The organism is Roseivirga sp. BDSF3-8 (assembly GCF_041449215.1).
Classification (GTDB): Bacteria; Bacteroidota; Bacteroidia; order Cytophagales; family Cyclobacteriaceae; genus JBGNFV01.
In genome coordinates, this window is the sequence record NZ_JBGNFV010000001.1 from 3,219,420 (window position 1) to 3,241,773 (window position 22,354).

Here is a 22,354-nt window from a genome sequence, read left to right on the forward strand (position 1 = left end):
TGGCTATTTCGGTATAAAGTATCTATTGTAAAGTACACTGCTTATCTGATTTATTGCTATTAGTTTTTACCAGCATACCCGGGCTCTACTATTTTCCGGTGGGGTTTTAGTTACCTAAGGGTAGCGTATAAGATAGTAAGAGTCTCAGTGTCTCATTCTTGCGGGTAAAAAGCGCCTCCTGATCCCATATCTTCAGGTTGTTATTGATATTGGAGGTGAGGTTCTGTTGTATAAACACATCCAGCCCAAAGCGCTTATAGCTGATATTTGCCCCATACTGATAGTCGGTATAATATCGTTTTGGCAGGGTGCCTGCTTTGTTAAGCACATCTGCTACCTTCTGTGGAAAGTCTATAGAACTATTGTCGCCCTTGTAAACAGGATCGAAATTGATGTGTGAAAACACAGGTATCACACCCGCGAAAATCTTTAAGGTTAAATCAGATTCGGGAAAAAGGGAATAGTTAACCATTAAAGGGACTTCAAGCGATTTAATGCCGATAGTGGTGGTTTTGATACCTGATCGGGTGGAAGAATCAATTATTTTATATGCTGATAAGCCTGCATGGTTAGCATAGTAGCTTACCCCACCTGAAAAGGTGAAATGTCCAATGGCAGGGGATATATACCGTAAGAAGGGTACCAATTGTTTGCCGCCATGATAGTTTCTCCTGAATACGATAACTGAATCTATTTGCGCTGTAGCAGGATAATACTCATTTTCTGCCAAAACCATCCCTGAGCCTATCTGTAATTGCTGGCAATTGCCCGTTTGCCAGGTAAATAGGATAAACAGTATAGCTGATAAATATTTCATAGGATTATCTTAGTTCAAGTGCAAAGTCTAAGCTCCCTGTCTCATTTAACTTGTAGGCTGCTTGAGTAGCATCCTCACAAAAGTAAACAAGGGCATTCCCAAGGTTATAATCGTTATCTGATACAGTTACTTCTAACGTACTACTCAATGTGGTGCCATCATCAAGCTCTTTGTTTACAGTAGTCGTAAATTTGATCGGGTCACCATTATCTGCTTCGAACCATTGATATTCCAGTATTTCACCAAACTCTTCTTTATCCCAGAACATCACTTCCAAATCGGGATAATGCCACTCGGTATAGCAGTCGCTAAGCAGAGGGCAGTCTTTCCATTCACTTCGGTCAACGAGGGGTATGTTTTTCCTAAAAGACTGTAAATGGGCCTGATTTGACCCGGTAAAAACAAAGAAGTAAACCTCAGGAGCCCCGTCCAAATAGTTTTCTGCTGCTTTAAACTCTTTCATATTCACAAACTTCACGCGGCTGATGTGGTCGTAGAGGGGGCTGCCGTCGCGGTCGCAGTCGTCCTGGGTGTCGTTGGTGCCGGAACCGCCATCGAGGCCGCCGGGTACATAGCCACCTGTGCCGCCGCAGTTGAGGTCTGTAGTCATGTAGTAGTAGGCATCGTCTGTTACCAGTATGGGGTCGGTGGTGAGTATGCAGCCATCATCCGGGGCTAATTGGCCCTGTGCTGCCTGGTGACGTAGCTTATCTACGTGGTGGCGGGGTACAGGCCTTACCCGCTCATTGTGGCTTATCACCAGTATGGGCTCGGTGGGCAGTTTATCTACCTGAAAGTCTATATAGTGGCCCTGGCTGTCAAAGGCGGGCAGGGTGCTTACGCGGCGGGCATCTGTGCCATAGGGGAGGTAGACGACGACAGGGTGCTCACGCGCCGGGTCCCAGTCTTTTGTGACCCCTGGGGGCTTGCGTAAGGCTATCTGAAGGAGGGGTTCTGCCTCCAGGCTACGGGCGCGGCGCTGGCCTGCTTGGTCTTTACCAAACAGCGCCTGCCCAAAGGTAAGGCTACGCAGGGCCTCGCCTTCGCTGACCGGCTGCTGCTCCTGCAGGGCATACAGAAAGTTTGCGTCTCCGTCAAAGCGCTGATCAATCTTTTGCTTTACAAAATGCCTTAGCTCCTGGCTTGCCATAGCGGTTGCCAGTGCTTGTGCCAGGGCATAGCCTCTGTCTTGTGTGGTGTAAGTGGCGGCAGGGAGGGGGTTGGGGGTGGCTGGTTCTTGAAATTCTTCCTGACAGCCAAAGGCTATAATGACCCCCAGTACGGCCAGGGTGATCTTTTTAATAGGCTGGTTGAATAGCATTATATTATTTATATTTTTGGTATAACAATATCAGTATTTCACGGGGGAAATACAAGGTAATAGTGGTTTTACCCTTTTTTTGTATAATCTACGGCTAGGGGGAGGCAATGGTGCTTGTTTTTTTATGGATAGCCAGGTACTTATAGTCTTTTAGGGAGGGGCTTACACAGTTTATTTCAGCCCTTTTAAAATAGTCTCATGGTACAAGAACAATGAATATGCTGTAGCTCAGCGGGGGCCTGTAGGGGTGAGATGAAGGGGCTGTGCCACGATTAGAAAAATGCAATAACCTTGTATGGTATATGCTGAGTAGGCCTGCTCCTTAGCGAGGGTGGACTCATGCTATATTCATAGCGAAGGAGTAGCGAAGCAGAACCGTTGGAGAAGCGAAGGAGAAGAGAGGTGGATAGGGTGAAAGGCAGGTGTAAAATAGCCTGGTGGCTGAATGCCTGATGTGGTAAAAGTACAAAAAATACTGAAATGTAAAAGTATCTGACTGGCGGGGGTAATGACTATTTATGAAATATGGATGGTGGGTTATGGAAGCATAGCCGTGAAGCTAAGCACCAATTCCCCGAAAGTCGGACCTCTCCTGCGGAGCATAGGAGGGCGCAAGAAGCCGCAGAGCTTTTTGGGGCTGGTCCGTGCAGAATGCTTCTTAAAGCAGCCAGGAACGGTAAATTCTAATTTCGGTCCCGCCGGAATGCCGGTCCAACCCTGTGGTTCAAAAAGTGCTGTAGCCTTTTTGAACCGTCCCCTCCCAGAGGGTGGGGAATTACTAATGTGCTATTTTTGAGCTGTTTAAGTTCTTAACTTGACGGCTATGGATATGGAAGGGGGTAAGTCAGAATAAATCCTCTATAAAGTCGTCTTCTATTATATGATCATCAACTCTACCGTGTAAAGTAAGCGAATATCCCTTTTCCATAATATTCTGACCCTCTATCTGAAATAGAAAATTGAGATCATACAAGGAGGAGGCATTCATCTCATAGTGAGCGACCTTCTTAGTATGATATGATAGGTTCACTATAAAATGCCGATTTTCGATAGGTGAAAATGTAACCAGTGTCTTTGCTTTTTTCCTGGTGCCCAATGCTTGCAGCGAAGTGTCTGTGCCTATGGTATCGTGTGAGTATTGGGTACACTTCCACATGGAAGAGGTATCTCCCAACTCTCTGGCAAACAAATCATTCCATATGTCATAGGAGCCTATCTCCGGAGCAACTGAATAGGCTGATTGGTTTATGATTTCTTGGTACTGCGGGGTACGTACTATATGTTCTATAGCTTGTTTGTAATAAGCATGATCCTGTCCGTCTTCGGCTGATAGTTAAAGGAGCAATATGGTGCTTAGCAAATACATAAGGCTGTTTACATTATGGCGCGGAACCTGCAACAGGTCTTACCCTTCCTCCGCAATCAACTTATCCATAAACCTGTTTAAGTCTTCTTTCCAACGCTCGAAGTACTCGCCGGTGCCTGGGCCGCTGAAGCATTCACCGTGAATCAAAAAAGGCAGTGTAGTCTGATGTATAGTTCCACTACCTATTAATATTTACGGAGATTAGGTGATCAATTATTAATCACAAATGCATGCAGATAAGTGGCACCTTAAAAGGGTCCCCGAGTAACAGGGCTCCGCCTGTTGATTCATACAGAAAGTTACAGAATTTTCGCTTCCTCCTCTGAAATCAACGGCCCCCGTTTTAAAGCTTTTTACGCGTAGTTGGTTGAGTTTTAATTTGGCTTTAGTCATTTTCTTTTAATTTGGTTTATATTATTTACACGATACACTATCACTAAAAGTTGCCTGAATTGCTGTGATATGGTTGGAATATTTAAGCCTATTAGCGTGAATAATGCATCTGGTTAACTTTTTTCCTCCGCAATCAACTTATCCATAAACCTGTTGAAGTCTTCTTTCCAACGCTCGAAGTACTCGCCGGTGCCGGGGCCGCTGAAGCCTGTATGGATGCGGCGTACGCGGCCTTGGCGGTCTATAAAGATGGTGGTAGGGAATGACATCACGTGATTAAGCATGGGGAGGGTTTTTGCCGCTTCTTTTTTATCGGAGGTGCCCGCTATCACGAAGTCGTATGGTACGTCCATTCTTTGGGTCATTTTCTTGACCCTGTTTTTTGCGTACTCGAAGTCGGCTTTCTTTTCGTAGGCGAGGCCAAGGATCTCCACGCCCCGGTCTTGATTTTCCGTGTACCACTCAGCCAGATACTTCGTCTCATCCATGCAATTGGGGCACCAGGTACCAAATAGCTGGAGGATGACGACCTTATTATCAAATCGCTGGTCTTCGAGGGTGACCATATCCCCCTGGAGGTCGGGGAAGGTGAATGCTATCTGGTCATAGCCTTCTTTCAGGTAGGTGAGTGATTCCGGCTCTGGCAGGGAGGCCTCTGCATCCTTGGCGCCTGTCCAGGTAGCGTGATAGTGGCGTCCTGAATAAAAGTGCCCGTCGGTGAGGCTGTCACCTGATACTTTGCCTGTAAAGAGGAAGGCGTGCTCTCCGTCAAAGGCACTTAGCAGCAGCTTATCACCTGCCATAGTGCCCTGCAGGTAGCGGTAGTCGCCTGTAGTGGTAAGAAATGTACCGGAGAGCTCATCACCTGTGGACTCAAATACCCCTACGGCCTCATAGGTTTCGCCATTTTCTTCGGTAAAGGTTACGGCATATTTGCCCTGGGGCATACCGCTGGGGTCGGTCTGCCTTACAAAGCGCTCGTCTACCCCGGCTTCTGCCTCAAAGGCTATTTCATAATTGTCGAGGTAGTTTTTCACAAATATGCCTTCCATATGCCCCTCGCCGGTGAGCACGGCTTCGAGGCTGGTATCGAATATGTGCATAGGGATGATGAGGCTGTCGCCTGGGGTGAGGGTGGCCTCTGTCTCTATGCGCTCCTCTCCGTTTACGAGCTCAACTTTATAGGTACTGCCTGTTGCTTTGGTGAGGGTAAACTGAAAGGGGATGGTTTCAGGCTCAGTCTTCAACACGCCGCGCCACATTCCTTCAGCCGGTAATATGGCGGCTTCCTCTTCTTGCTGCTGGCTTTCGGAGCCACAGGCTGTGAGCAGGGTAGTTATTATAAAAAGGGAAAGGAAAGGAAGTAAGCGCTGAAAGGTCATGATGTATACGTGTCTGTTTAGCTTTTTTACGTGCAAACCAAGTTGTAAGGATACATAAAATTCTTAAAAATTGCCGTAATTGGCCCTTTAAACCCCAATATGTCGTATGGCTAACTTTTCTGATTCCCTGCAGGGTTACCGTGTGCTAGAGCTGGCATCCGTTCTGGCAGGGCCTGCTGTAGGACAGTTTTTTGCCGAGTGCGGGGCGGAGGTGATCAAGGTGGAGAGCCTGCCTGCGGGGGGAGATATGACGAGGCAGTGGAAGCTGCCGGCAGAGGATACGGGAGATGACAGGAGCGCTTACTTTAGCTCCATCAACTGGGGAAAGAAAAGCATCGCGATCGACCTGAAGCAGGCGAAGGGACGCGACATTATTTACCGGCTGGTACAGTGCTCGGATATTGTGCTGAGCAGCTACACTGATGCGACCGCGGCCCGGCTGGGTATGGGGTATGAGACGCTGCGGGAGCATAAGCCCGGCATTATTTTTGGCCGTATCACCGGCTTTGGAGATGCAGGGGAGGGGCGGCCTGCTTTTGATGCACTGGTGCAGGCGGAGGCGGGCTTTATGTACATGAACGGGCAGCCTGGTGGCCCCTCTACGAAAATGCCAGTGGCGCTCATGGATGTGCTGGCGGCACACCAGCTTAAGGAGGCCTTGCTGCTAGCGGTACTGCAAAAGGAGCGCACCGGTGAGGGTGGCCAGGTGGAGGTGTCTTTGGTGGATGCTGCTGTTTCCAGTCTTGTCAACCAGGCGGCTAACTGGCTGGTGGCAGGGCATGTGCCGCAAAAGGAAGGCTCGCGGCACCCGAATATTGCTCCTTACGGTGATACCTTTACCACGGCTGATGGGAAGGAGGTGATCCTTGCGGTGGGTACCGACCGGCAGTTTGGCTCGCTGTGTGAGGTACTGGGCCTCCACTTTCTCCCACAGTCCCCACTTTTTACCACCAATACCCTGCGTGTACGCCACCGCGAAGAGCTGCTGGCGGAGTTAATGCCTGCCATTGGCCGGTGCGAGGGGGAAGACTTGCTGAATCGCCTGACCGCTGCGCGGGTACCTGCGGGTATCGTGCGTGATATGCCGGATGTGATGCAGACGTATGGTAAAAAGCTTCTTCTGGAAACGACTCCGGGAGAAAAAAAAGGGCTCACCGGCGTGCCTCATTTTATTGCTACATCTGGTAAGTCAGCTACAGATTTGGAAAATATCTCCCACATTGCCCCACCACCTTCCCTAGGTGCCCATACTAAGGACGTTTTACTTGATAGTCTGGGGTTTTCGTCTGAAGAGGTACGTACTTTATTTGACGAAAAAGTAATTAAATAGCCCTTTTTTACCAATTAAATTGCCATAAATCCAATTCTCTTTCCTGTAATCCGATGACCCCCAGATTCTGCCTCTCTGTTTAATTTTCAGCCATTTAGCCCAAAACTTTTCTCTCTTTACATTGGATTTGAGGGGGTGAAATGTTATTTTTCTAAAAAAGTGGTAAGAAGTGGGGGAAAGTGGTGACTTTTGGAAGTTAAATAATTAGCTTTGCAGATGTCATTCCCGACGGAGTGGCCACAAACAGGACCATGGCATTTTTTACAAGTGAATATGAGTGCAAACTGGACAGCAAGGGGCGTCTGACGCTACCGGCTAAGATAAAGTCCAGCCTGCCCGACAGCAATGGCGATGAGCTCGTGCTCCGTCGTGGCTTCGAGCCTTGCCTTGTATTGTATCCGATGGTCGAGTATAAAAAGACATTTGCCAAAATTGCCGGGCTTAACGAGTTCAATGAAGAATACCGTAAGCTGCAGCGAAATTTTTTCAGGGGAAATGTGCAGGTGGAACTTGATAGCAATAACCGTCTGAATATACCCAAAGCTCTGCTGCAGTACGCCGGTCTTGATAAGGAGGCGATAGTGGTAGGTACCGGTAAGCGGGTGGAAATATGGAACCCGGATAAGTATGAGGAGTATCTCATCCAGGATCCGAAGGAGATGTCTCAATTGGCGCAAAAGTTTCTGGACGAATAGCGCCCTTAAGGTTCTTTAATAAGTATGGAAGCGTATCACAATCCCGTCATGCTGCAGGAATGCCTTGAGGGGCTGGCCCTTAAGCCCGGCGGCACCTATGTAGACGTCACCTTTGGAGGTGGCGGGCACAGCCGTGCTATACTGGAGCAGTTGCAGGGCGGCAGGCTTGTGGTTTTTGATCAGGACGCCGATGCTAAAGCCAATGCAGAGGCAATAGATGATGAGCGCCTCATATTTGCGCCGGCCAACTTCAGGTACCTCAAGCGCTACCTGAGACTGCACCGGATAGACCAGATAGATGGTCTGCTGGCCGACCTGGGGGTGTCCAGTCACCAGATAGATGATGCGGACCGGGGCTTCAGTACCCGCTTCGATGCCCGGCTGGACATGCGCATGGATAAGGGCATGAAAAAAACGGCCGCCGACCTGCTGCAGGAGTATGATGAGAAGGACCTGCACCGCATACTCGGTATGTATGGTGAAGTGCGAAATGCCAAAACGCTGGCTGCGGCCATAGTGGCGGCACGGGTAAATGAGCCTATCGTCACTGTCGCCGACCTTAAACGTATTCTCGACCGCTATGCACCGCGCCGCAAGGAGTTTCGCTACTATGCCCAGGTATTTCAGGCCCTGCGCATAGAGCTTAATGATGAGATGGGGGCGCTGAAAGACCTGCTCGAGCAGTCAGCAGAAATGCTGGCGCCGGAAGGCAGACTTGTCGTTATGTCTTACCACTCGCTGGAGGACCGCCTGGTGAAAAACTTCATCAACAAAGGGGTGTTCCATGGCGAGGTGGAGAAAGACGTGTACGGAAATGTGGATAAACCATTGAGCGCCATCACGCGAAAGCCGGTGATGGCTGGTGAAGAAGAGGTAAAGGCTAACCCGCGCGCACGTAGTGCAAAGCTGAGGGTGGCTGAGAAGACAGGAGCATAATGGCTGAAAACAGATTTAAGAAAAAAGAGAAAAAGAGCAACGGAGGGGGTGGTGGCCTGGGCCGCGGCATATTCGGCTCTATAGAGCGCGCACTGAAAATAGGGGCCCTCTTTGAGCAGGGTGTGCCTGTGAAGTTTATGCCGTATGGGATGTTCCTGGCGTTTCTGCTCGTTTTTTATATCTGGAATACCCACTACGCTGAGCGCACCACCCGCAAGGTGAATGTGCTGGAGGTGGAGGTGGAAGACATGAAGGCTGACTATACGACCATGAAGGCCGACTATGAGGTAGAAAGTAAACTTAGCAGTGTCGCTAAAAGGGTAAAAGATATAGGGCTGATAGAAAGCCCGGAGCCACCTAAAAAACTGGTAGTGCAATAAGGTGAATATTAAGAAGTCCATATTACTACGTGTACGCATCGCTTTTCTGCTGATTGTGCTGTTTGCGGGAGCCATCGTGTTCCGCATTGTGCATATACAGCAGGTGGAGGGCGAAAGGTGGCGTCAGAAGGCGGAGAATATCGGTCTTAAGTTCCGGACGGTACGGGCTACCAGGGGAAATATATATTCTGATAACGGCAGCCTGCTCGCTACGAGCCTTCCCTTTTACCGGGTGGCCTTTGACCCCACTATCGCAGACGATGAGATGTTCCGGAATGGAATAGACAGCCTGTGCCTGAATCTGAGCCGCTACTATGGTGACCGCAGCCCGCAGGAGTATAAGCGCCGCATTGTAAATGCCCGTGCTAAAAACCAGGAATATTTAGTGCTGAATCGGCGCATGATAAACTATGTGGACAAGAAGAAAATGGCCGAGTGGCCTATTTTCCGTAAGGGCAGACTCAAAGGTGGGGTCATCTTCCAAAAAGATGAGCAGCGATTTAAACCTTTCCGAAGCCTGGCTGCGCGTACGATCGGCTATCTCAATGAAAATGAATACGGTGCGGGCCTGGAGTACAGCTTTAATGAGAAGCTGAGCGGAAGAGACGGGGAGGCTCTGTATCAGAAAATATCCGGAGGTAACTGGAAGCCGGTATTTGATGGCAGCGAGGTAAAACCTATTGAAGGGCTGGACATAGAGACCACTCTGGATATAAACCTGCAGGATGTGGTGCAGACTTCCCTGCTTAAGCACCTGACGGCCCACCGGGCCGAATATGGCTGCGCGGTGGTGATGGAGGTGCAGACCGGGGAGATCAAGGCTATAAGTAACCTGTCGCTAAACGATAAGGAGTACTATGTGGAGCGGTATAACTATGCGGTGCAGGGGGTGCGTGAGCCCGGTTCTACCTTTAAGCTTGCCTCCATGATCGCGCTGCTGGAAGACAGTCACCTGAACCTGAACGACAGTATTGATACCGGTGATGGCAAGTACATGTTCCATAACCAGACCATGCGCGACCATAAGCCGGGTGGATATGGCAAGATTAGTATAGAGGAGGCTTTTGCTTATTCCTCTAACATTGCCATTGCTAAAATGGTGGATGCCCGCTTCGGACTTAATCCTCAGCGGTACATGGACTACATAAAGGATATGGGGCTGGACAGGCCTCTTGGATTCCAGATGGTGGGTGAAGGTGTGCCAAAGCTAAAGACGCCGGGTGACCCGACATGGAGCGGTATTTCGCTCCCGTGGATATCACATGGCTATGAGGTAGAGCAGACACCTCTGCAGACGTTGGCCTTTTATAATGCGATAGCGAATGACGGGAAAATGATCACGCCCATCATTGTCAAAAAGCTGTTTAACAACGGCCGGCTGGAAAAGGAATTTGAACCGGCTGTGATCAACAGCTCTATCTGTAGCCGCGAGACTCTTAAAAAGGTACGTCGTATGCTTGAGGCGGTGGTGGAGTACGGCACGGCGCAGAATATCAATGATGCCTACTACAAAATAGCGGGCAAGACGGGTACTGCTCAGAAGTTGATAAACGGACGCTACTCACGGAAGTATTATACCTCGTTTGTAGGGTACTTCCCTGCGGAGGCGCCCCGCTATAGCTGCATTGTGGTGATCGATGAGCCTAAGGGATACAACCAGTACGGTAGTGACGTGGCGGCTCCGGTATTTGAAGAGATTGCCAATAAGATATTCGCCCGTAACGTGCAGCTACACCCGCCGCTTCCTACGGAGTTTGTGGCAGATACCAGCACCTGGCCTGTGATGAGGGCAGGTCGCCGGGATGACCTGCTCCGTATTACGAGGGAAATGGGAATAGATAAGGTGGTGGCACCGGGTACGGAAGAGTGGGTGCATACTAAGCTTGAGGGGGATACGGTGATGCTGGCGACGCATAATGTGCGCAAGGGCATAGTGCCTGACGTAAGGGGGATGACGCTGCGGGACGCTGTATACCTGCTGGAAAACTGCGGGCTGCAGGTACACTTTAACGGTAATGGAAGGGTGAGGACGCAAAGTCTCCTGCCCGGCCAGCAAATAGATAAGACACAAGTAATAAAGCTGAGCCTCGGATGATGGCGCTTAAAGACATAGTATATAGAGTTTCGCTTAAATCGGTATCCGGTGACATGAATGATTCTGTCACCGGAATTACCTTTGATTCACGGGCTGTGAACAAAGGCGATTTATTCGTGGCTGTACGCGGCACGGCTACTGACGGGCACCTCTATATAGATAAGGCACTGGAAAAAGGTGCCTCAGCGATCGTCTGTGAAGAACTGCCTGCTGATCTTAAGGAAGGGGTTACGTGGATAGAGGTGGAGAACTCTGCAAAGGCGCTGGGGCTCATCGCATCTAACTATTATAACAACCCTTCTTCACGGCTTTCTATCATCGGTGTCACGGGTACTAATGGTAAGACTACCACGGTAAGCCTGCTTTTCCGGCTTTTCAGTAAGCTGGGATATAAGTGCGGCCTGCTGAGCACGGTGGTGAACCGCATAGGTACGGAGGAGGTCAAAGCCACGCATACCACGCCGGACGCGCTGCAGCTAAATGAGTTGCTGGACCGCATGGCCAAGGAGGGATGCACCCATGTATTTATGGAAGCCAGTTCGCACGCCCTGGTGCAGGAGCGTATGGCCGGGCTGGCCTTTAGAGGGGCAGTTTTCTCTAACATAAGCCATGACCACCTGGACTATCACGGTACTTTCGAGGAGTACATCAAGGCGAAGAAGAAGCTGTTTGATGAACTGCCTAAAGGCGCTTTTGCGCTGGTAAATGCCGATGATCGCCGGGCGAATGTGATGCTTCAGAATACTAAAGCCTCTAAAAAATCATTCAGCCTGAAGTCTATGAGTGACTACAAGGCGCGGGTGCTGAGTAACACACTTGAGGGGCTGGAGCTGGATATTGATAATAAGGTAGGGTGGTACCGCCTTATCGGCGATTTCAATGCCTATAACCTGCTGGCTGTCTACAGTGTGGCGGTGGAGTTGGGGGAAGACCCTGAGGAGGTGCTTACGGCTTTAAGCGAGCTTAAGCCAGCTCCGGGGCGCTTTGAGCATGTGCCTAATAAGCTGGGCATAACGGCCATAGTGGATTATGCGCACACGCCCGATGCACTGGAAAATGTGCTTGCTACGATTAAGGAGGTGCGTACCACTAATGAGCAGGTGATCACTGTGGTGGGCTGCGGCGGGGACCGTGATAAGGCTAAGAGGCCCCTGATGGCTGAGATAGCCTGCCGGTTTAGCGACAAGGTCATTCTTACTTCGGATAATCCGCGGACGGAAGACCCTGAAAGGATCATAAAAGACATGCAGGAGGGGGTAAGTGCCTCCAACTACCGTAAGGCGATGTCCATTACAAACCGCAGGGAAGCCATTAAGGCTGCTCTGGGCATGGCGCAGGCGGGAGATATCGTACTGGTGGCGGGTAAAGGCCACGAGACGTACCAGGAGATCGATGGCATACGTCACGATTTTGATGATAAAAAAGTAATTGCAGACGTATTGGCGAGGCTATCGTCCGAATAAGAGTAAAGAATGCTGTATTATCTATTTGACTACTTAGACCGTGAATATGACCTGATAGGCGCCAGCGTCTTTCAGTTTATTACGTTCCGTGCTGGTATGGCAGCTTTCTTTTCGCTGGTCATTACTATTCTGTTCGGCAAGTCACTGATTAATATTCTGCGTCGCAAGCAGGTTGGGGAGACCATACGTGACCTCGGCCTGCATGGCCAGATGGAGAAGAAGGGTACGCCTACGATGGGGGGTATCATCATCATTGCGGCGGTGGTTATCCCTGTCTTACTCTTTGCCCGGCTGGACAATATCTACATCATTCTCATGGTGGTATCCATCACGTGGATGGGCCTGGTGGGCTTTTTGGATGACTATATCAAGGTCTTTAAAAAGAATAAAGAGGGGCTGGCGGGCAAATTCAAGATTGTAGGCCAGATAGGCCTCGGCCTCATAGTAGGCCTCACGCTATACTTCCATAATGATGTTGTTATCAGGGAGTTTGCTGAACCTGTATCCGTAGATGAAGGACAGATTATCAGCTCCATTCCTTATGAGGATGTAAAGAGCACTAAAACCACGCTGCCTTTCCTGAAGGACAATGAGTTTGACTATAACCTGATTCCCTTTGTGCCGGAAGATTATACGTGGATCATCTACGTGCTGGCAGTGATATTTATCGTGACGGCCGTGTCTAACGGGGCTAATATCACTGATGGGATAGACGGTCTGGCCGCAGGCAGCTCGGCGATTATCGGGCTGGCACTGGCGATATTTGCCTACCTGTCGGGTAATATGATCTTTTCGGAGTACCTGAACATCATGTTTATCCCCAATACGGGTGAACTGGTGATCTTCTGTACTGCCTTTGTAGGCGCGTGCGTTGGCTTCCTGTGGTTTAACAGCTACCCGGCGCAGGTATTTATGGGTGATACCGGGAGCCTGGCTATTGGCAGTGCCATTGCGGTGCTGGCCCTGTGTATACGCAAGGAATTATTGCTGCCTGTGCTCTGTGGGATATTCCTGATAGAGGTGGTCTCTGTGATGACGCAGGTAAGCTATTTTAAATACACGAAAAAGAAATTCGGCGAAGGCCGCAGAATATTTCTGATGTCTCCTCTTCATCATCACTATCAGAAAAGGGGACTGCATGAGAGCAAAATCGTAACCAGGTTCTGGACGGTGGGGATTATCCTCGCTATCCTGGCTCTGGTCACATTGAAACTGAGATAATGAAAAAACGGCTGGTCATACTCGGAGGAGGAGAAAGCGGAACGGGCGCGGCGCTGCTGGCACAAGCCAACGGCTACGATGTCTTCGTATCTGACCGGGGACCTATTGCCGAAAAATATAAAACCGAGCTGGGGGATGAGCGCATCATGTTCGAGGAGAACGGGCACACGGAGCACCTTATTCTGAATGCTGATGAAGTGATTAAGAGCCCGGGTATTCCCCCTAATGCGCCGGTGGTGCAAAAGCTGCGGGAAAGGGGAACGCCTGTGATAGGGGAGCTGGAGTTTGCTGCCCGCTATACAAAGGCGAGGTTCGTGGCCATAACGGGTACGAATGGTAAGACGACGACTACTATGCTTACGTACCACCTGCTGAAGGAGAACCTGCAGTCGGTGGCGCTGGCAGGTAATGTAGGGACGAGCCTGGCCAGGCAGGTAGCGCAGAAGGAGCAACCGGGGTGGTATGTGGTGGAGGTGAGTAGCTTCCAGCTCGATGATATGTATGACTTTAAGGCGGATGTAGGCATACTGCTGAATATCACGCCTGACCATCTGGACCGCTATGAGGGAAGCATGGAAGCTTATACGGCTTCTAAGTTTCGCATTGTCCGGAATATGACAGCTAATGACCACTTCATCTATGTGCATGATGATGAGGTGACAAGAAATGAAACCAGCCATAGGGACATTCCGGCGACTATATACCCGGTGTCCTACTCCACCCCCGGGGATGTGGCCTCTGGCCGTGGTGCCTTTGTAGAAGAAGGGACCATGAAGATCAAATGGGGAGTGGACAAAAACGAACTGATTATGCCTGTATCCGACCTGCCTTTGCAAGGAAGACACAATACGACGAATGCCATGGCTGCCGTGCTGGCTGCCGGTATAGCCGGTGCGCCTAAAGCAGGTATACCGGGGGCTGTGCGTAGCTTTCGCAGTGTACCCCACCGTATGGAAGATGCGGGTACTATTGCGGGGGTGAGCTTTGTCAATGACAGTAAGGCCACTAATGTGGATTCTGTATGGTATGCCCTGGACAGCTTCAGCAAGCCTGTGGTATGGATAGCCGGCGGGGTGGATAAGGGCAATGATTACAGCCAGCTGGACAGGCTGGTGGCTAATAATGTAAAGGCACTGGTATGCCTGGGTAAGGATAATGCCAAGCTTAAGGGCTACTTCGGCGGAAAGCTGGAAAGGATAGAGGAGGCTTCTTCTATGGAGGAAGCTGTAGAAAAGGCGGCAGCTCTGGCTATTGAGGGGGAAGCGGTATTGCTGTCTCCGGCCTGTGCCAGCTTCGACCTTTTTAAAAACTATGAAGACCGTGGGGAACAGTTTAAGGCTGTTGTGAACAGGATGATGGAAGAAGAAAGGAGGGAGCAATGATGACACGGGTGAAAAGCTGGACGGACCGCCATTTGCAGGGAGATCCTGTGATCTGGTTTATCGTATTTGGTCTGGCGATACTCAGTGTACTGGTGGTGTACAGCGCTACGGGTACGCTTGCCTATAAGAAGATGCAGGGCAATACGGAGCATTACCTCATCAAGCATAGCATGCTGGTGTTTGTCAGCTTTTTTGCTATGTGGATCGCGCATAAGCTGGATTACCGCTACTACAGCCGTTTATCGAGGATGGCGCTGTGGCTTTCTGTGCCTTTGCTATTTATTACTTATAAGTTCGGAACGAACCTGAACGAGGCCTCACGGTGGATCACGATACCGGTAATCAATCAGGCCTTTCAGCCATCCGACCTTGCGAAGCTGGCCCTTATTGCAAACCTGGCCAGTATGCTCAGTAAGCGGCAAAATAATATAGGGGATGTGCGCGAGTCGCTTATTCCCATCCTGCTGTGGTGTGGCGTTATCTGCGGACTCATTGCCCTGAGTAACTTCTCCACGGCCATTCTGCTGTTTGCTACCTGTATGCTGCTGATGTTCATAGGCCGGGTACCTGTAAAGTACCTTGCGATGCTTATGCTGGTGGGGGTTATGGCGGGGGGCGTAGCCTTTAGCGTAGGTGAGCGCGGTACTACGCTTGTAAACCGTGTGCTGGCTTTCTGGGATGATGATAATATTCCCTTCCAGGCAGAGCAGAGCTATATAGCCATTGCTACGGGAGGCATATTTGGCAAGGGCGCCGGCCATAGTGACCAGCGCAACTTTTTGCCACACCCTTATTCCGACTTCATCTTTGCTATTGTATTAGAGGAGTACGGACTGTTCGGAGGGGGGGTATTGCTGTTTCTCTACCTTGCTCTCTTATACAGAGGCATGGTGATCGCAGCCCAGAGTGAAGGTACTTTCGGCGGGTTGCTTTCGGCAGGGTTAAGCTTTGCGCTGGTGATACAGGCCATGGTTAACATGGGCGTAGCCGTAGGGCTTGGCCCCATTACGGGGCTTCCCCTGCCTTTTGTGAGCATGGGGGGGACCAGCCTGCTGTTTACCGGTCTTTCTCTCGGTATTATTCTGAGTGTGAGCCGCGAAAACAGAAATAAAGAATCAGGAAACGTGGCGGAGGTGCCTTCAGTAAAGGCGGCCGCTGCATAAATAAATAAAGGAATCGCAACGAACCGACCATATCGCATCATCATCAGCGGAGGGGGCACGGGGGGACATGTATATCCTGCCATTGCCATCGCCCATGCGCTGCGTGCCCGGCATGCAGATACGGAGATCCTGTTTGTAGGAGCCAAGGGGCGCATGGAGATGGAAAAGGTACCCGAAGCCGGGTATGAGATAGAGGGTCTTTGGATCAGCGGTATTCAGCGCCGGCTTACGCTGGACAATCTGTCTTTCCCACTGAAGGTGATGAGTAGCATCATGAAGTCGCGCGGTATACTGAGCCGGTTTCAGCCAGATGCTGTGGTAGGGGTGGGGGGCTATGCGAGCGGACCGCTACTCTATGCGGCTACGGGGCGTAAGATACCGGCGCTGGTACAGGAGCAGAACAGCTTTGCCGGCCTTACGAATAAGCTGCTGGGACCTAAGGTGCAGACTGTGTGTGTAGCTCATAAGGGCATGGACAAGTTTTTTGCGCCTGAAAAGATCGTATTTACGGGCAATCCGGTACGGAAGGATATTCGCATATCGGAGGAGAAAAGAGCTGAAGGCATGAAAGCTTTTGGCCTTGATCCTGACAAAAAGACCGTACTGGTACTGGGGGGCAGCCTGGGAGCCCGTACCCTGAATGAAGGCATCCTGGCGGGGGCTGAAAAGCTCAAAGGTCATGATGTTCAGGTGTTGTGGCAGACCGGTAAGTTCTACATTGAGGAGATGGAGCAGCGTTTGCCGGAGGCAATGCGCAGCCACATTCACCCGAGGCAGTTCATCCGGGAGATGGATCTTGCCTATGCGGTGGCTGATGTGGTGGTATCCCGTGCGGGTGCGCTGAGTATCAGTGAGATTGCCCTGACGGGCAGGCCCACGGTATTCGTACCGAGCCCCAATGTGGCTGAGGACCATCAGACTAAAAATGCTCAGTCGCTGGTAGAGGAAGGGGCTGCCGCTATGGTGAGGGATGGTGAAGCAGTGAAGAACCTGGCCGATGAGGCCATCGCTCTGCTAAATGACGCTAAGAGGCAGGAGACATTCAGCCAAAACCTGAAAAAACTGGCTATGCCTGATGCAGACGAGAGGATTGCGGATGAGGTGCTGAAGCTGGCGGATAGATACAGAAACAGATAGAAGAATATAGAGACACAGACCGGAGAGACACACTACTTATTTAACACGAAGAGACACTACTTTTTTTAAAAAGGAAACCTTGACACTGAGTAACTACCATATCGCATACTTCTTAGGCATAGGGGGCATTGGCATGAGTGCCCTGGCCCGCTGGTTTAATGCCCACGGACTACGCGTAAGCGGCTACGACCGTACGGCAAGTGCTCTTACGGATGCGCTGGAGGCTGAAGGGATCAGGGTTCACTTCGAAGATCATCCGGACCGGATTCCGCAGGAGGTGAAAGATCAGAAGGATAAGACGCTGGTGGTATACACACCGGCAGTACCTGGTGATCATCTGGAGCTTAATTTTTTAAGGGAGAATGGATATGCCATCTATAAACGCTCTGAGGTGCTTGGTGCACTCACTGAAGGTCACCCGACGGTGGCTGTAGCGGGTACTCATGGCAAGACTACTACTTCCACTATGATTAGTCATCTGCTATATGACTCGGGACACCCTACGGCTGCTTTCATGGGGGGGATCTCTCAGAACTACAGTTCTAACCTCCTGCTGAGCCGGGATGAGGAATTGCCCTACACGATCGTGGTGGAAGCTGACGAATTTGACCGCAGCTTCCTGACGCTGGTGCCTAACATCGCTGTGATCACGAGTACGGATGCCGATCATCTGGATATCTATGGTGACCATGAGCACATGAAGGAGGCTTTCCTGCAGTTTGCCGGCAGGGTAAATAGCCAGGGGAGGATACTGCTGGGGCCGGGAGCCTCGGCACTCAAGGGCCGCACGGGCTGGGTGCATACGGAAACATATGGCAGGGAGGACGATCTCATCCGGCCAGAGAACATTCGCCCGGAGGGCAGGCGCTGCCTGTTTGATGTGCAGGTGTATGACCGGCAGATAAAAGACCTGGAGCTGTACATGCCCGGCTTTCACAATGTGGAAAACGCTACTGCGGCCATAGCGGTAGCGCTGGAGCTGGGCGTACAGGAAGAGGCTATAAGAAGCGCTATACGGTCCTTCAGGGGCATAAAGAGACGCTTTGAATACATCGTAAATGAAGACAAGGTGGTGTACATAGATGACTATGCTCACCACCCCGGAGAAATCACTGCACTGCTCAGGTCTGTCAGGGCATTGTATCCCGGTAAGAAGGTGACGGCTATTTTTCAGCCCCACCTGTACAGCCGTACCCGTGACTTTGCCTCAGGCTTTAGCCACAGCCTGAGCCTGGCCGATGAGGTGCTGCTTATGGATATTTATCCCGCGAGAGAAAAGCCTATTCCGGGTGTGTCAAGTGACATGCTGATGGAGGGGATCACGGCTCCGGAGAAAAAGAGGGTGTCGGCCGGTGACCTTAAAGGTGCTCTTGCTAACGCCTCGGGTGTGGTACTTACGATAGGGGCCGGAGATATAGACCGGCTTGTACCTGTGATCAGGGAATGCTTAACAGAAGGAATAGATGAAGCTCAATAAGAAAACCGGAAACGTACTTAAAGCGCTACTGCTGCTGGTATTGCTTAGCGGTAGCATTGGGTTTGTGGAGAAGAAGGCTGAAGGCACTACGGTGAACAACATTTTCGTGGAGATAGATAAGGCCTACGATAACTATTTTGTGGAGGAGGCGGATGTACATGCGCTTATCCAGAATGGTGAGGGGCAGCTGAATACTGGTGTCAGCCTGGAAAATGTGAAGCTTAAAGACCTGGAGGCGCAGATCAGAACACATGATTTTGTGAAGGATGCTCAGGTATACAAGGACCTGAAGGGTAACCTGGTGATCAGGGTACAGCAGAACAGACCGCTTGCCCGGCTTATGCGGGCTGACGGCCCGGATGCCTACATCAGTGCAGATGGTGAGTTGCTTCCGGTAAGTGCCCGTTTTACTGCCCGGGTGCCGGTGATTACGGGAAGCGGGGTCACTGAACTGATCGTGAAGAAGCTCGATACTGAAACCGGTAAAGAGCTGGTGGATATGCTCAGCTATATTGACCGCGACCCGTTTTGGGTGGCGCAGGTAGCCGGGCTGGAAATTGACCGTGAGGGAGAGATGATACTTTATCCTCAGGTAACGAAGCAAATAGTGGAATTCGGGACCGCAGCCGGATACCGCCAGAAGCTGAAAAAGTTGCGGATTTTCTATAAAGACGTACTGCCCCGTAAAGGATGGAATCACTACGAGCGAGTGAGTCTTAAGTACGAGAATCAAATAGTTTGTGAATAAAAAGAGGGCTTGCCGTAGAATCGCAGCTACCACAGTCACTCAATCAATACCTAACAATTTATGCAACAGGAAAAAATAGTAGTCGGACTAGATATCGGTACCACTAAGATCTGCGCGATCGTGGGCCGGAAAAACGAGTTTGGCAAGCTGGAAGTACTGGGCATGGGCAAGGCTGTCTCAGACGGAGTCATTCGTGGCATCGTTACCAACATCGATCGCACGGTAACCGCGATCGAAAAGGCCATAGCCGAGGCCGAGAGTACCTCAGGCATTGACATCAAAGTGGTCAATGTCGGCATTGCCGGTCAGCACATCAGAAGCTCTATTCACCACGGCAGTATTACGCGTGCCAGTACGGATGATGAGATTACGGTGGAAGACGTAAATCGCCTGAACCAGGACATGTATCGTATAGTGATACCTCCCGGCAGCGAGATCATTCATGTGATGCCACAGGATTATATCGTGGATTATGAGGAGGGTATCCGGGACCCTGTGGGTATGTCTGGTGTGAAACTGGAGGCGGATTTCCATATCATCACGGCACAGACAAACGCTATCAATAACATTCATAAGTGTGTGAAGAGGGCGGGCCTTGAGGTGGAGAACCTCATACTGGAGCCCCTTGCTTCCAGCCTTGCCGTGCTTAGTGATGAGGAGAAAGAGGCTGGTATATGCCTGGTAGATATAGGAGGTGGTACGACTGATATTGCGATCTTCCATGAAAATATCATCCGTCATACCGCAGTTATTCCTTTCGGAGGCAATATCCTTACTTCAGATATCAAGCAGGGCTGCATGGTAATGCAACACCAGGCGGAACTGCTCAAGACCAAGTTTGGTAAGGCTATAGCTGAAGAGGCCAGCCCTAATGAGATCGTAAGTATACCCGGTCTGCGTAACCGGCCTCCTAAAGAGATCAGCGTACGCAACCTTTCTCACATCATTGAGGCTCGTATGGAGGAAATTATCGAGCATGTACACAGTGAGATCATCACCAGTGGCTATGAGAACAAGCTTGCCGGGGGACTGGTCATCACAGGAGGTGGCTCACAGCTTAACTTTGTGAAGCACCTGTTTGAGTACATGACGGGAATGGATGCGCGTATAGGCTACCCTAACGAACACCTGGGTAAGACTAAGCTGGAACTGGTTAAGAGCCCTATGTATGCCACATCCGTAGGCCTGGTACTAACCGGATTCCGCTCGGTAGATGAGCGTGAGAACCGCTACCAGGAGCGTAAGTCCAGCGTAGGGGAAAATACACGGGCACGTGCGCGCAGCGGGGGAGGAGACTTCTTCAAGCGCATACTGGATAAGACCAAGGAGCTGCTTACTGACGATATAGACGAAGAATATTAATCGTAAAAAAACGTCCCGGGACCAGGTAAGGAGGTTAAATACCTGCTCCGGGATTACTAAACCTTAAATGCATAGACAGTCCTGAACAGACAAACCTAATTCGAAGACATGACAGAGAATAGCTATCAATTCGACCTGCCAGATCATCACAAATCCATTATAAAAGTGATCGGCGTAGGTGGCGGTGGCAGTAACGCCGTCAACCACATGTATAACCAAGGTATCAAAGACGTAGAATTTATCGTCTGTAATACCGATGCCCAGGCTCTGAAAAGCAGTCCTGTACCTAACAGACTGCAAATAGGCACTCACCTGACGGAAGGTCTGGGAGCCGGAGCCAATCCTGAAAAGGGAAAAAATGCCGCGCTGGAAAGCAAGGAAGACATTCGCGACCTGTTGAGCGAAAACACCAAAATGGTATTCATCACTGCTGGTATGGGTGGTGGTACCGGTACGGGTGCGGCACCGGTCATTTCCAAGGTGGCCCGTGAACTTGATATCCTGACTGTGGGTATTGTAACGGCTCCTTTCGGATTTGAAGGAAGAAAAAAAATGAAAGCAGCGGAGTTGGGTATTCGTGAGCTGAGAGAGAACTGCGATACCGTACTGGTCATTCTCAATGATAAGTTGAGGGAGATCTTCGGGAACCTCTCGATCAGCAGTGCCTTTGCCCAGGCTGATAACGTGCTCACTACTGCTGCTAAAGGCATCGCTGAAATCATTACTGTGCCCGGCTACGTTAACGTTGACTTTGAGGACGTTAAAACAGTAATGAAAGAGGCCGGTGCCGCTGTAATGGGCTCCTCTCAAACTGATGGAGACGGCCGTGCCCTGCGTGCTGCCGAAGAGGCTCTTGCTTCTCCGCTTCTTAATAACAAGGACATACATGGTGCTCAGAAAATCCTGCTTAGTATCATGTCCGGTGAAGAGGCTGAACTTCAGATGGATGAGCTTACGGAGATCACTGAATACATCCAGGATAAAGCGGGTGACGATGCTGAGGTAATATTCGGTCACGGTATAGATACGGATCTGGGTCATAGCCTGCGTGTTACGGTGATTGCTACGGGCTTTGACAGTGACTACCGCAGTGATGACCAGGGGGCTAACGCGGGCCGTAAGGTCTATGACCTGGAGAGCAATAAGCAGATCAGTCTTTTTGAGGAAGAAAAAGCGGAGAAAGCGTCCACTTCATCTTCTGCTCAGGCGGAAGAGCGGCCAAGAACAGGGAGCACCTATACGTTTGATTCACCCCGTGCATCGGCAGACGAGTCTGGCAGAGACGCCAGGGCTGAAGCCGGACAGGAGTCTCAGCCTGAGCCCCGCAACTTTATAGAGCTGGGAGAGGAGTATGAGATCATCGAAGAGTCTGACCACTCACGCGATGATGAGAAGGTGGAGAATACCCAGGCTGATGAGGACTACCTGGAGATGAAACGCCGCCGTCTGGCTGACCAGGCACGGGAGCGTGTGCAGCGGCTTAAAGGGCTTTCGCACGGGATGCCCGCAAAAGAGAACAACACAGAAAAATTCAGAGAAAAACTGGAAGTACCTGCTTACCTGAGAAGGAATGTGCGCCTTAGCGAACCTCCCCACTCAAGTGAAAGCCAGGTGTCCCGGTTTAACCTGAACGATGATAACGAGATACTGGGAAACAACCGTTTCCTGCACGATAATGTGGACTGA

Annotated in this window: 18 protein-coding genes; 14 read left to right on the forward strand and 4 right to left on the reverse strand. The window is 50.5% G+C overall.

From position 1 onward, the window contains the following. Positions 1-106: 106 nt before the first annotated feature. From AB9P05_RS13495 to AB9P05_RS13510, 4 genes are all read right to left on the reverse strand, one after another. Positions 107-817: a hypothetical protein gene (locus AB9P05_RS13495; protein ID WP_371909350.1), complete on the reverse strand. Its 711-nt coding sequence runs from the start codon at positions 815-817 to the stop codon at positions 107-109. Positions 818-821: 4 nt separating this feature from the next. After that, positions 822-2,138: a DUF3103 family protein gene (locus tag AB9P05_RS13500; protein WP_371909351.1), complete on the reverse strand. Its 1,317-nt coding sequence runs from the start codon at positions 2,136-2,138 to the stop codon at positions 822-824. An 844-nt stretch (positions 2,139-2,982) separates the two neighbouring features. Next, positions 2,983-3,294 (reverse strand): hypothetical protein, encoded by a 312-nt coding sequence (locus AB9P05_RS13505; protein WP_371909352.1) that lies wholly within the window; start codon positions 3,292-3,294, stop codon positions 2,983-2,985. Between the two features lie 716 nt (positions 3,295-4,010). Continuing rightward, the gene (locus tag AB9P05_RS13510; protein ID WP_371909353.1) at positions 4,011-5,279 is read right to left on the reverse strand and encodes a TlpA disulfide reductase family protein; all 1,269 of its coding nucleotides are present in this window, start codon (positions 5,277-5,279) and stop codon (positions 4,011-4,013) included. A 106-nt stretch (positions 5,280-5,385) separates the two neighbouring features. Between AB9P05_RS13510 and AB9P05_RS13515 the strand changes: the two genes are divergently transcribed. The 14 genes from AB9P05_RS13515 to ftsZ all read left to right on the forward strand — a co-directional run bounded on the left by AB9P05_RS13515 (position 5,386) and on the right by ftsZ (position 22,354). Beyond that, positions 5,386-6,609, forward strand: a complete 1,224-nt coding sequence (locus tag AB9P05_RS13515) for a CaiB/BaiF CoA transferase family protein (protein WP_371909354.1) — start codon at positions 5,386-5,388, stop codon at positions 6,607-6,609. A 251-nt stretch (positions 6,610-6,860) separates the two neighbouring features. After that, positions 6,861-7,304: a division/cell wall cluster transcriptional repressor MraZ gene (gene mraZ / locus AB9P05_RS13520; RefSeq protein ID WP_371909355.1), complete on the forward strand. Its 444-nt coding sequence runs from the start codon at positions 6,861-6,863 to the stop codon at positions 7,302-7,304. A gap of 24 nt (positions 7,305-7,328) precedes the next feature. Next, a complete protein-coding gene (rsmH, locus tag AB9P05_RS13525) occupies positions 7,329-8,240 on the forward strand; it encodes a 16S rRNA (cytosine(1402)-N(4))-methyltransferase RsmH (RefSeq protein ID WP_371909356.1) in 912 nt (303 codons plus the stop codon). Next, positions 8,240-8,620: an FtsL-like putative cell division protein gene (locus tag AB9P05_RS13530; RefSeq protein WP_371909357.1), complete on the forward strand. Its 381-nt coding sequence runs from the start codon at positions 8,240-8,242 to the stop codon at positions 8,618-8,620. Before rsmH ends, AB9P05_RS13530 begins: the two co-directional genes overlap by 1 nt. 1 nt (position 8,621) lies before the next feature. Then, positions 8,622-10,715 (forward strand): penicillin-binding protein, encoded by a 2,094-nt coding sequence (locus AB9P05_RS13535; RefSeq protein WP_371909358.1) that lies wholly within the window; start codon positions 8,622-8,624, stop codon positions 10,713-10,715. Continuing rightward, positions 10,712-12,178, forward strand: a complete 1,467-nt coding sequence (locus AB9P05_RS13540) for a UDP-N-acetylmuramoyl-L-alanyl-D-glutamate--2,6-diaminopimelate ligase (protein WP_371909359.1) — start codon at positions 10,712-10,714, stop codon at positions 12,176-12,178. Before AB9P05_RS13535 ends, AB9P05_RS13540 begins: the two co-directional genes overlap by 4 nt. 9 nt (positions 12,179-12,187) lie before the next feature. Continuing rightward, the gene (mraY, locus tag AB9P05_RS13545) at positions 12,188-13,399 is read left to right on the forward strand and encodes a phospho-N-acetylmuramoyl-pentapeptide-transferase (protein ID WP_371909360.1); all 1,212 of its coding nucleotides are present in this window, start codon (positions 12,188-12,190) and stop codon (positions 13,397-13,399) included. After that, positions 13,399-14,781 (forward strand): UDP-N-acetylmuramoyl-L-alanine--D-glutamate ligase, encoded by a 1,383-nt coding sequence (murD, locus tag AB9P05_RS13550; RefSeq protein ID WP_371909361.1) that lies wholly within the window; start codon positions 13,399-13,401, stop codon positions 14,779-14,781. Before mraY ends, murD begins: the two co-directional genes overlap by 1 nt. After that, entirely contained in the window at positions 14,781-15,944 is a 1,164-nt protein-coding gene (locus AB9P05_RS13555) for an FtsW/RodA/SpoVE family cell cycle protein (protein ID WP_371911357.1), read from the forward strand. Before murD ends, AB9P05_RS13555 begins: the two co-directional genes overlap by 1 nt. Before the next feature lie 39 nt (positions 15,945-15,983). After that, positions 15,984-17,081 carry an undecaprenyldiphospho-muramoylpentapeptide beta-N-acetylglucosaminyltransferase gene (murG, locus tag AB9P05_RS13560; RefSeq protein WP_371911358.1) on the forward strand — a complete coding sequence of 366 codons (1,098 nt, stop codon included), beginning with the start codon at positions 15,984-15,986 and terminating at the stop codon, positions 17,079-17,081. A gap of 79 nt (positions 17,082-17,160) precedes the next feature. Further along, a complete protein-coding gene (gene murC / locus AB9P05_RS13565; RefSeq protein WP_371909362.1) occupies positions 17,161-18,558 on the forward strand; it encodes a UDP-N-acetylmuramate--L-alanine ligase in 1,398 nt (465 codons plus the stop codon). Further along, on the forward strand, positions 18,545-19,306 hold the full coding sequence (locus tag AB9P05_RS13570; RefSeq protein ID WP_371909363.1) for a cell division protein FtsQ/DivIB: 762 nt from the start codon (positions 18,545-18,547) through the stop codon (positions 19,304-19,306). Before murC ends, AB9P05_RS13570 begins: the two co-directional genes overlap by 14 nt. Positions 19,307-19,366: 60 nt before the next feature. Then, complete coding sequence (gene ftsA / locus AB9P05_RS13575; RefSeq protein WP_371909364.1) at positions 19,367-20,668, forward strand: cell division protein FtsA; 1,302 nt, start codon at positions 19,367-19,369, stop codon at positions 20,666-20,668. A gap of 108 nt (positions 20,669-20,776) precedes the next feature. Then, complete coding sequence (gene ftsZ / locus AB9P05_RS13580; RefSeq protein WP_371909365.1) at positions 20,777-22,354, forward strand: cell division protein FtsZ; 1,578 nt, start codon at positions 20,777-20,779, stop codon at positions 22,352-22,354.

Bases quoted from the DNA above. Each gene is read 5' to 3' on its own strand.
- AB9P05_RS13495 (WP_371909350.1), bottom strand. From the start codon at position 817: ATGAAATATTTATCAGCTATACTGTTTATCCTATTTACCTGGCAAACG.
- AB9P05_RS13500 (WP_371909351.1), bottom strand. From the start codon at position 2,138: ATGCTATTCAACCAGCCTATTAAAAAGATCACCCTGGCCGTACTGGGG.
- AB9P05_RS13505 (WP_371909352.1), bottom strand. From the start codon at position 3,294: ATGTGGAAGTGTACCCAATACTCACACGATACCATAGGCACAGACACT.
- AB9P05_RS13510 (WP_371909353.1), bottom strand. From the start codon at position 5,279: ATGACCTTTCAGCGCTTACTTCCTTTCCTTTCCCTTTTTATAATAACT.
- AB9P05_RS13515 (WP_371909354.1), top strand. From the start codon at position 5,386: ATGGCTAACTTTTCTGATTCCCTGCAGGGTTACCGTGTGCTAGAGCTG.
- mraZ (WP_371909355.1), top strand. From the start codon at position 6,861: ATGGCATTTTTTACAAGTGAATATGAGTGCAAACTGGACAGCAAGGGG.
- rsmH (WP_371909356.1), top strand. From the start codon at position 7,329: ATGGAAGCGTATCACAATCCCGTCATGCTGCAGGAATGCCTTGAGGGG.
- AB9P05_RS13530 (WP_371909357.1), top strand. From the start codon at position 8,240: ATGGCTGAAAACAGATTTAAGAAAAAAGAGAAAAAGAGCAACGGAGGG.
- AB9P05_RS13540 (WP_371909359.1), top strand. From the start codon at position 10,712: ATGATGGCGCTTAAAGACATAGTATATAGAGTTTCGCTTAAATCGGTA.
- mraY (WP_371909360.1), top strand. From the start codon at position 12,188: ATGCTGTATTATCTATTTGACTACTTAGACCGTGAATATGACCTGATA.
- murD (WP_371909361.1), top strand. From the start codon at position 13,399: ATGAAAAAACGGCTGGTCATACTCGGAGGAGGAGAAAGCGGAACGGGC.
- AB9P05_RS13555 (WP_371911357.1), top strand. From the start codon at position 14,781: ATGACACGGGTGAAAAGCTGGACGGACCGCCATTTGCAGGGAGATCCT.
- AB9P05_RS13570 (WP_371909363.1), top strand. From the start codon at position 18,545: ATGAAGCTCAATAAGAAAACCGGAAACGTACTTAAAGCGCTACTGCTG.
- ftsA (WP_371909364.1), top strand. From the start codon at position 19,367: ATGCAACAGGAAAAAATAGTAGTCGGACTAGATATCGGTACCACTAAG.
- ftsZ (WP_371909365.1), top strand. From the start codon at position 20,777: ATGACAGAGAATAGCTATCAATTCGACCTGCCAGATCATCACAAATCC.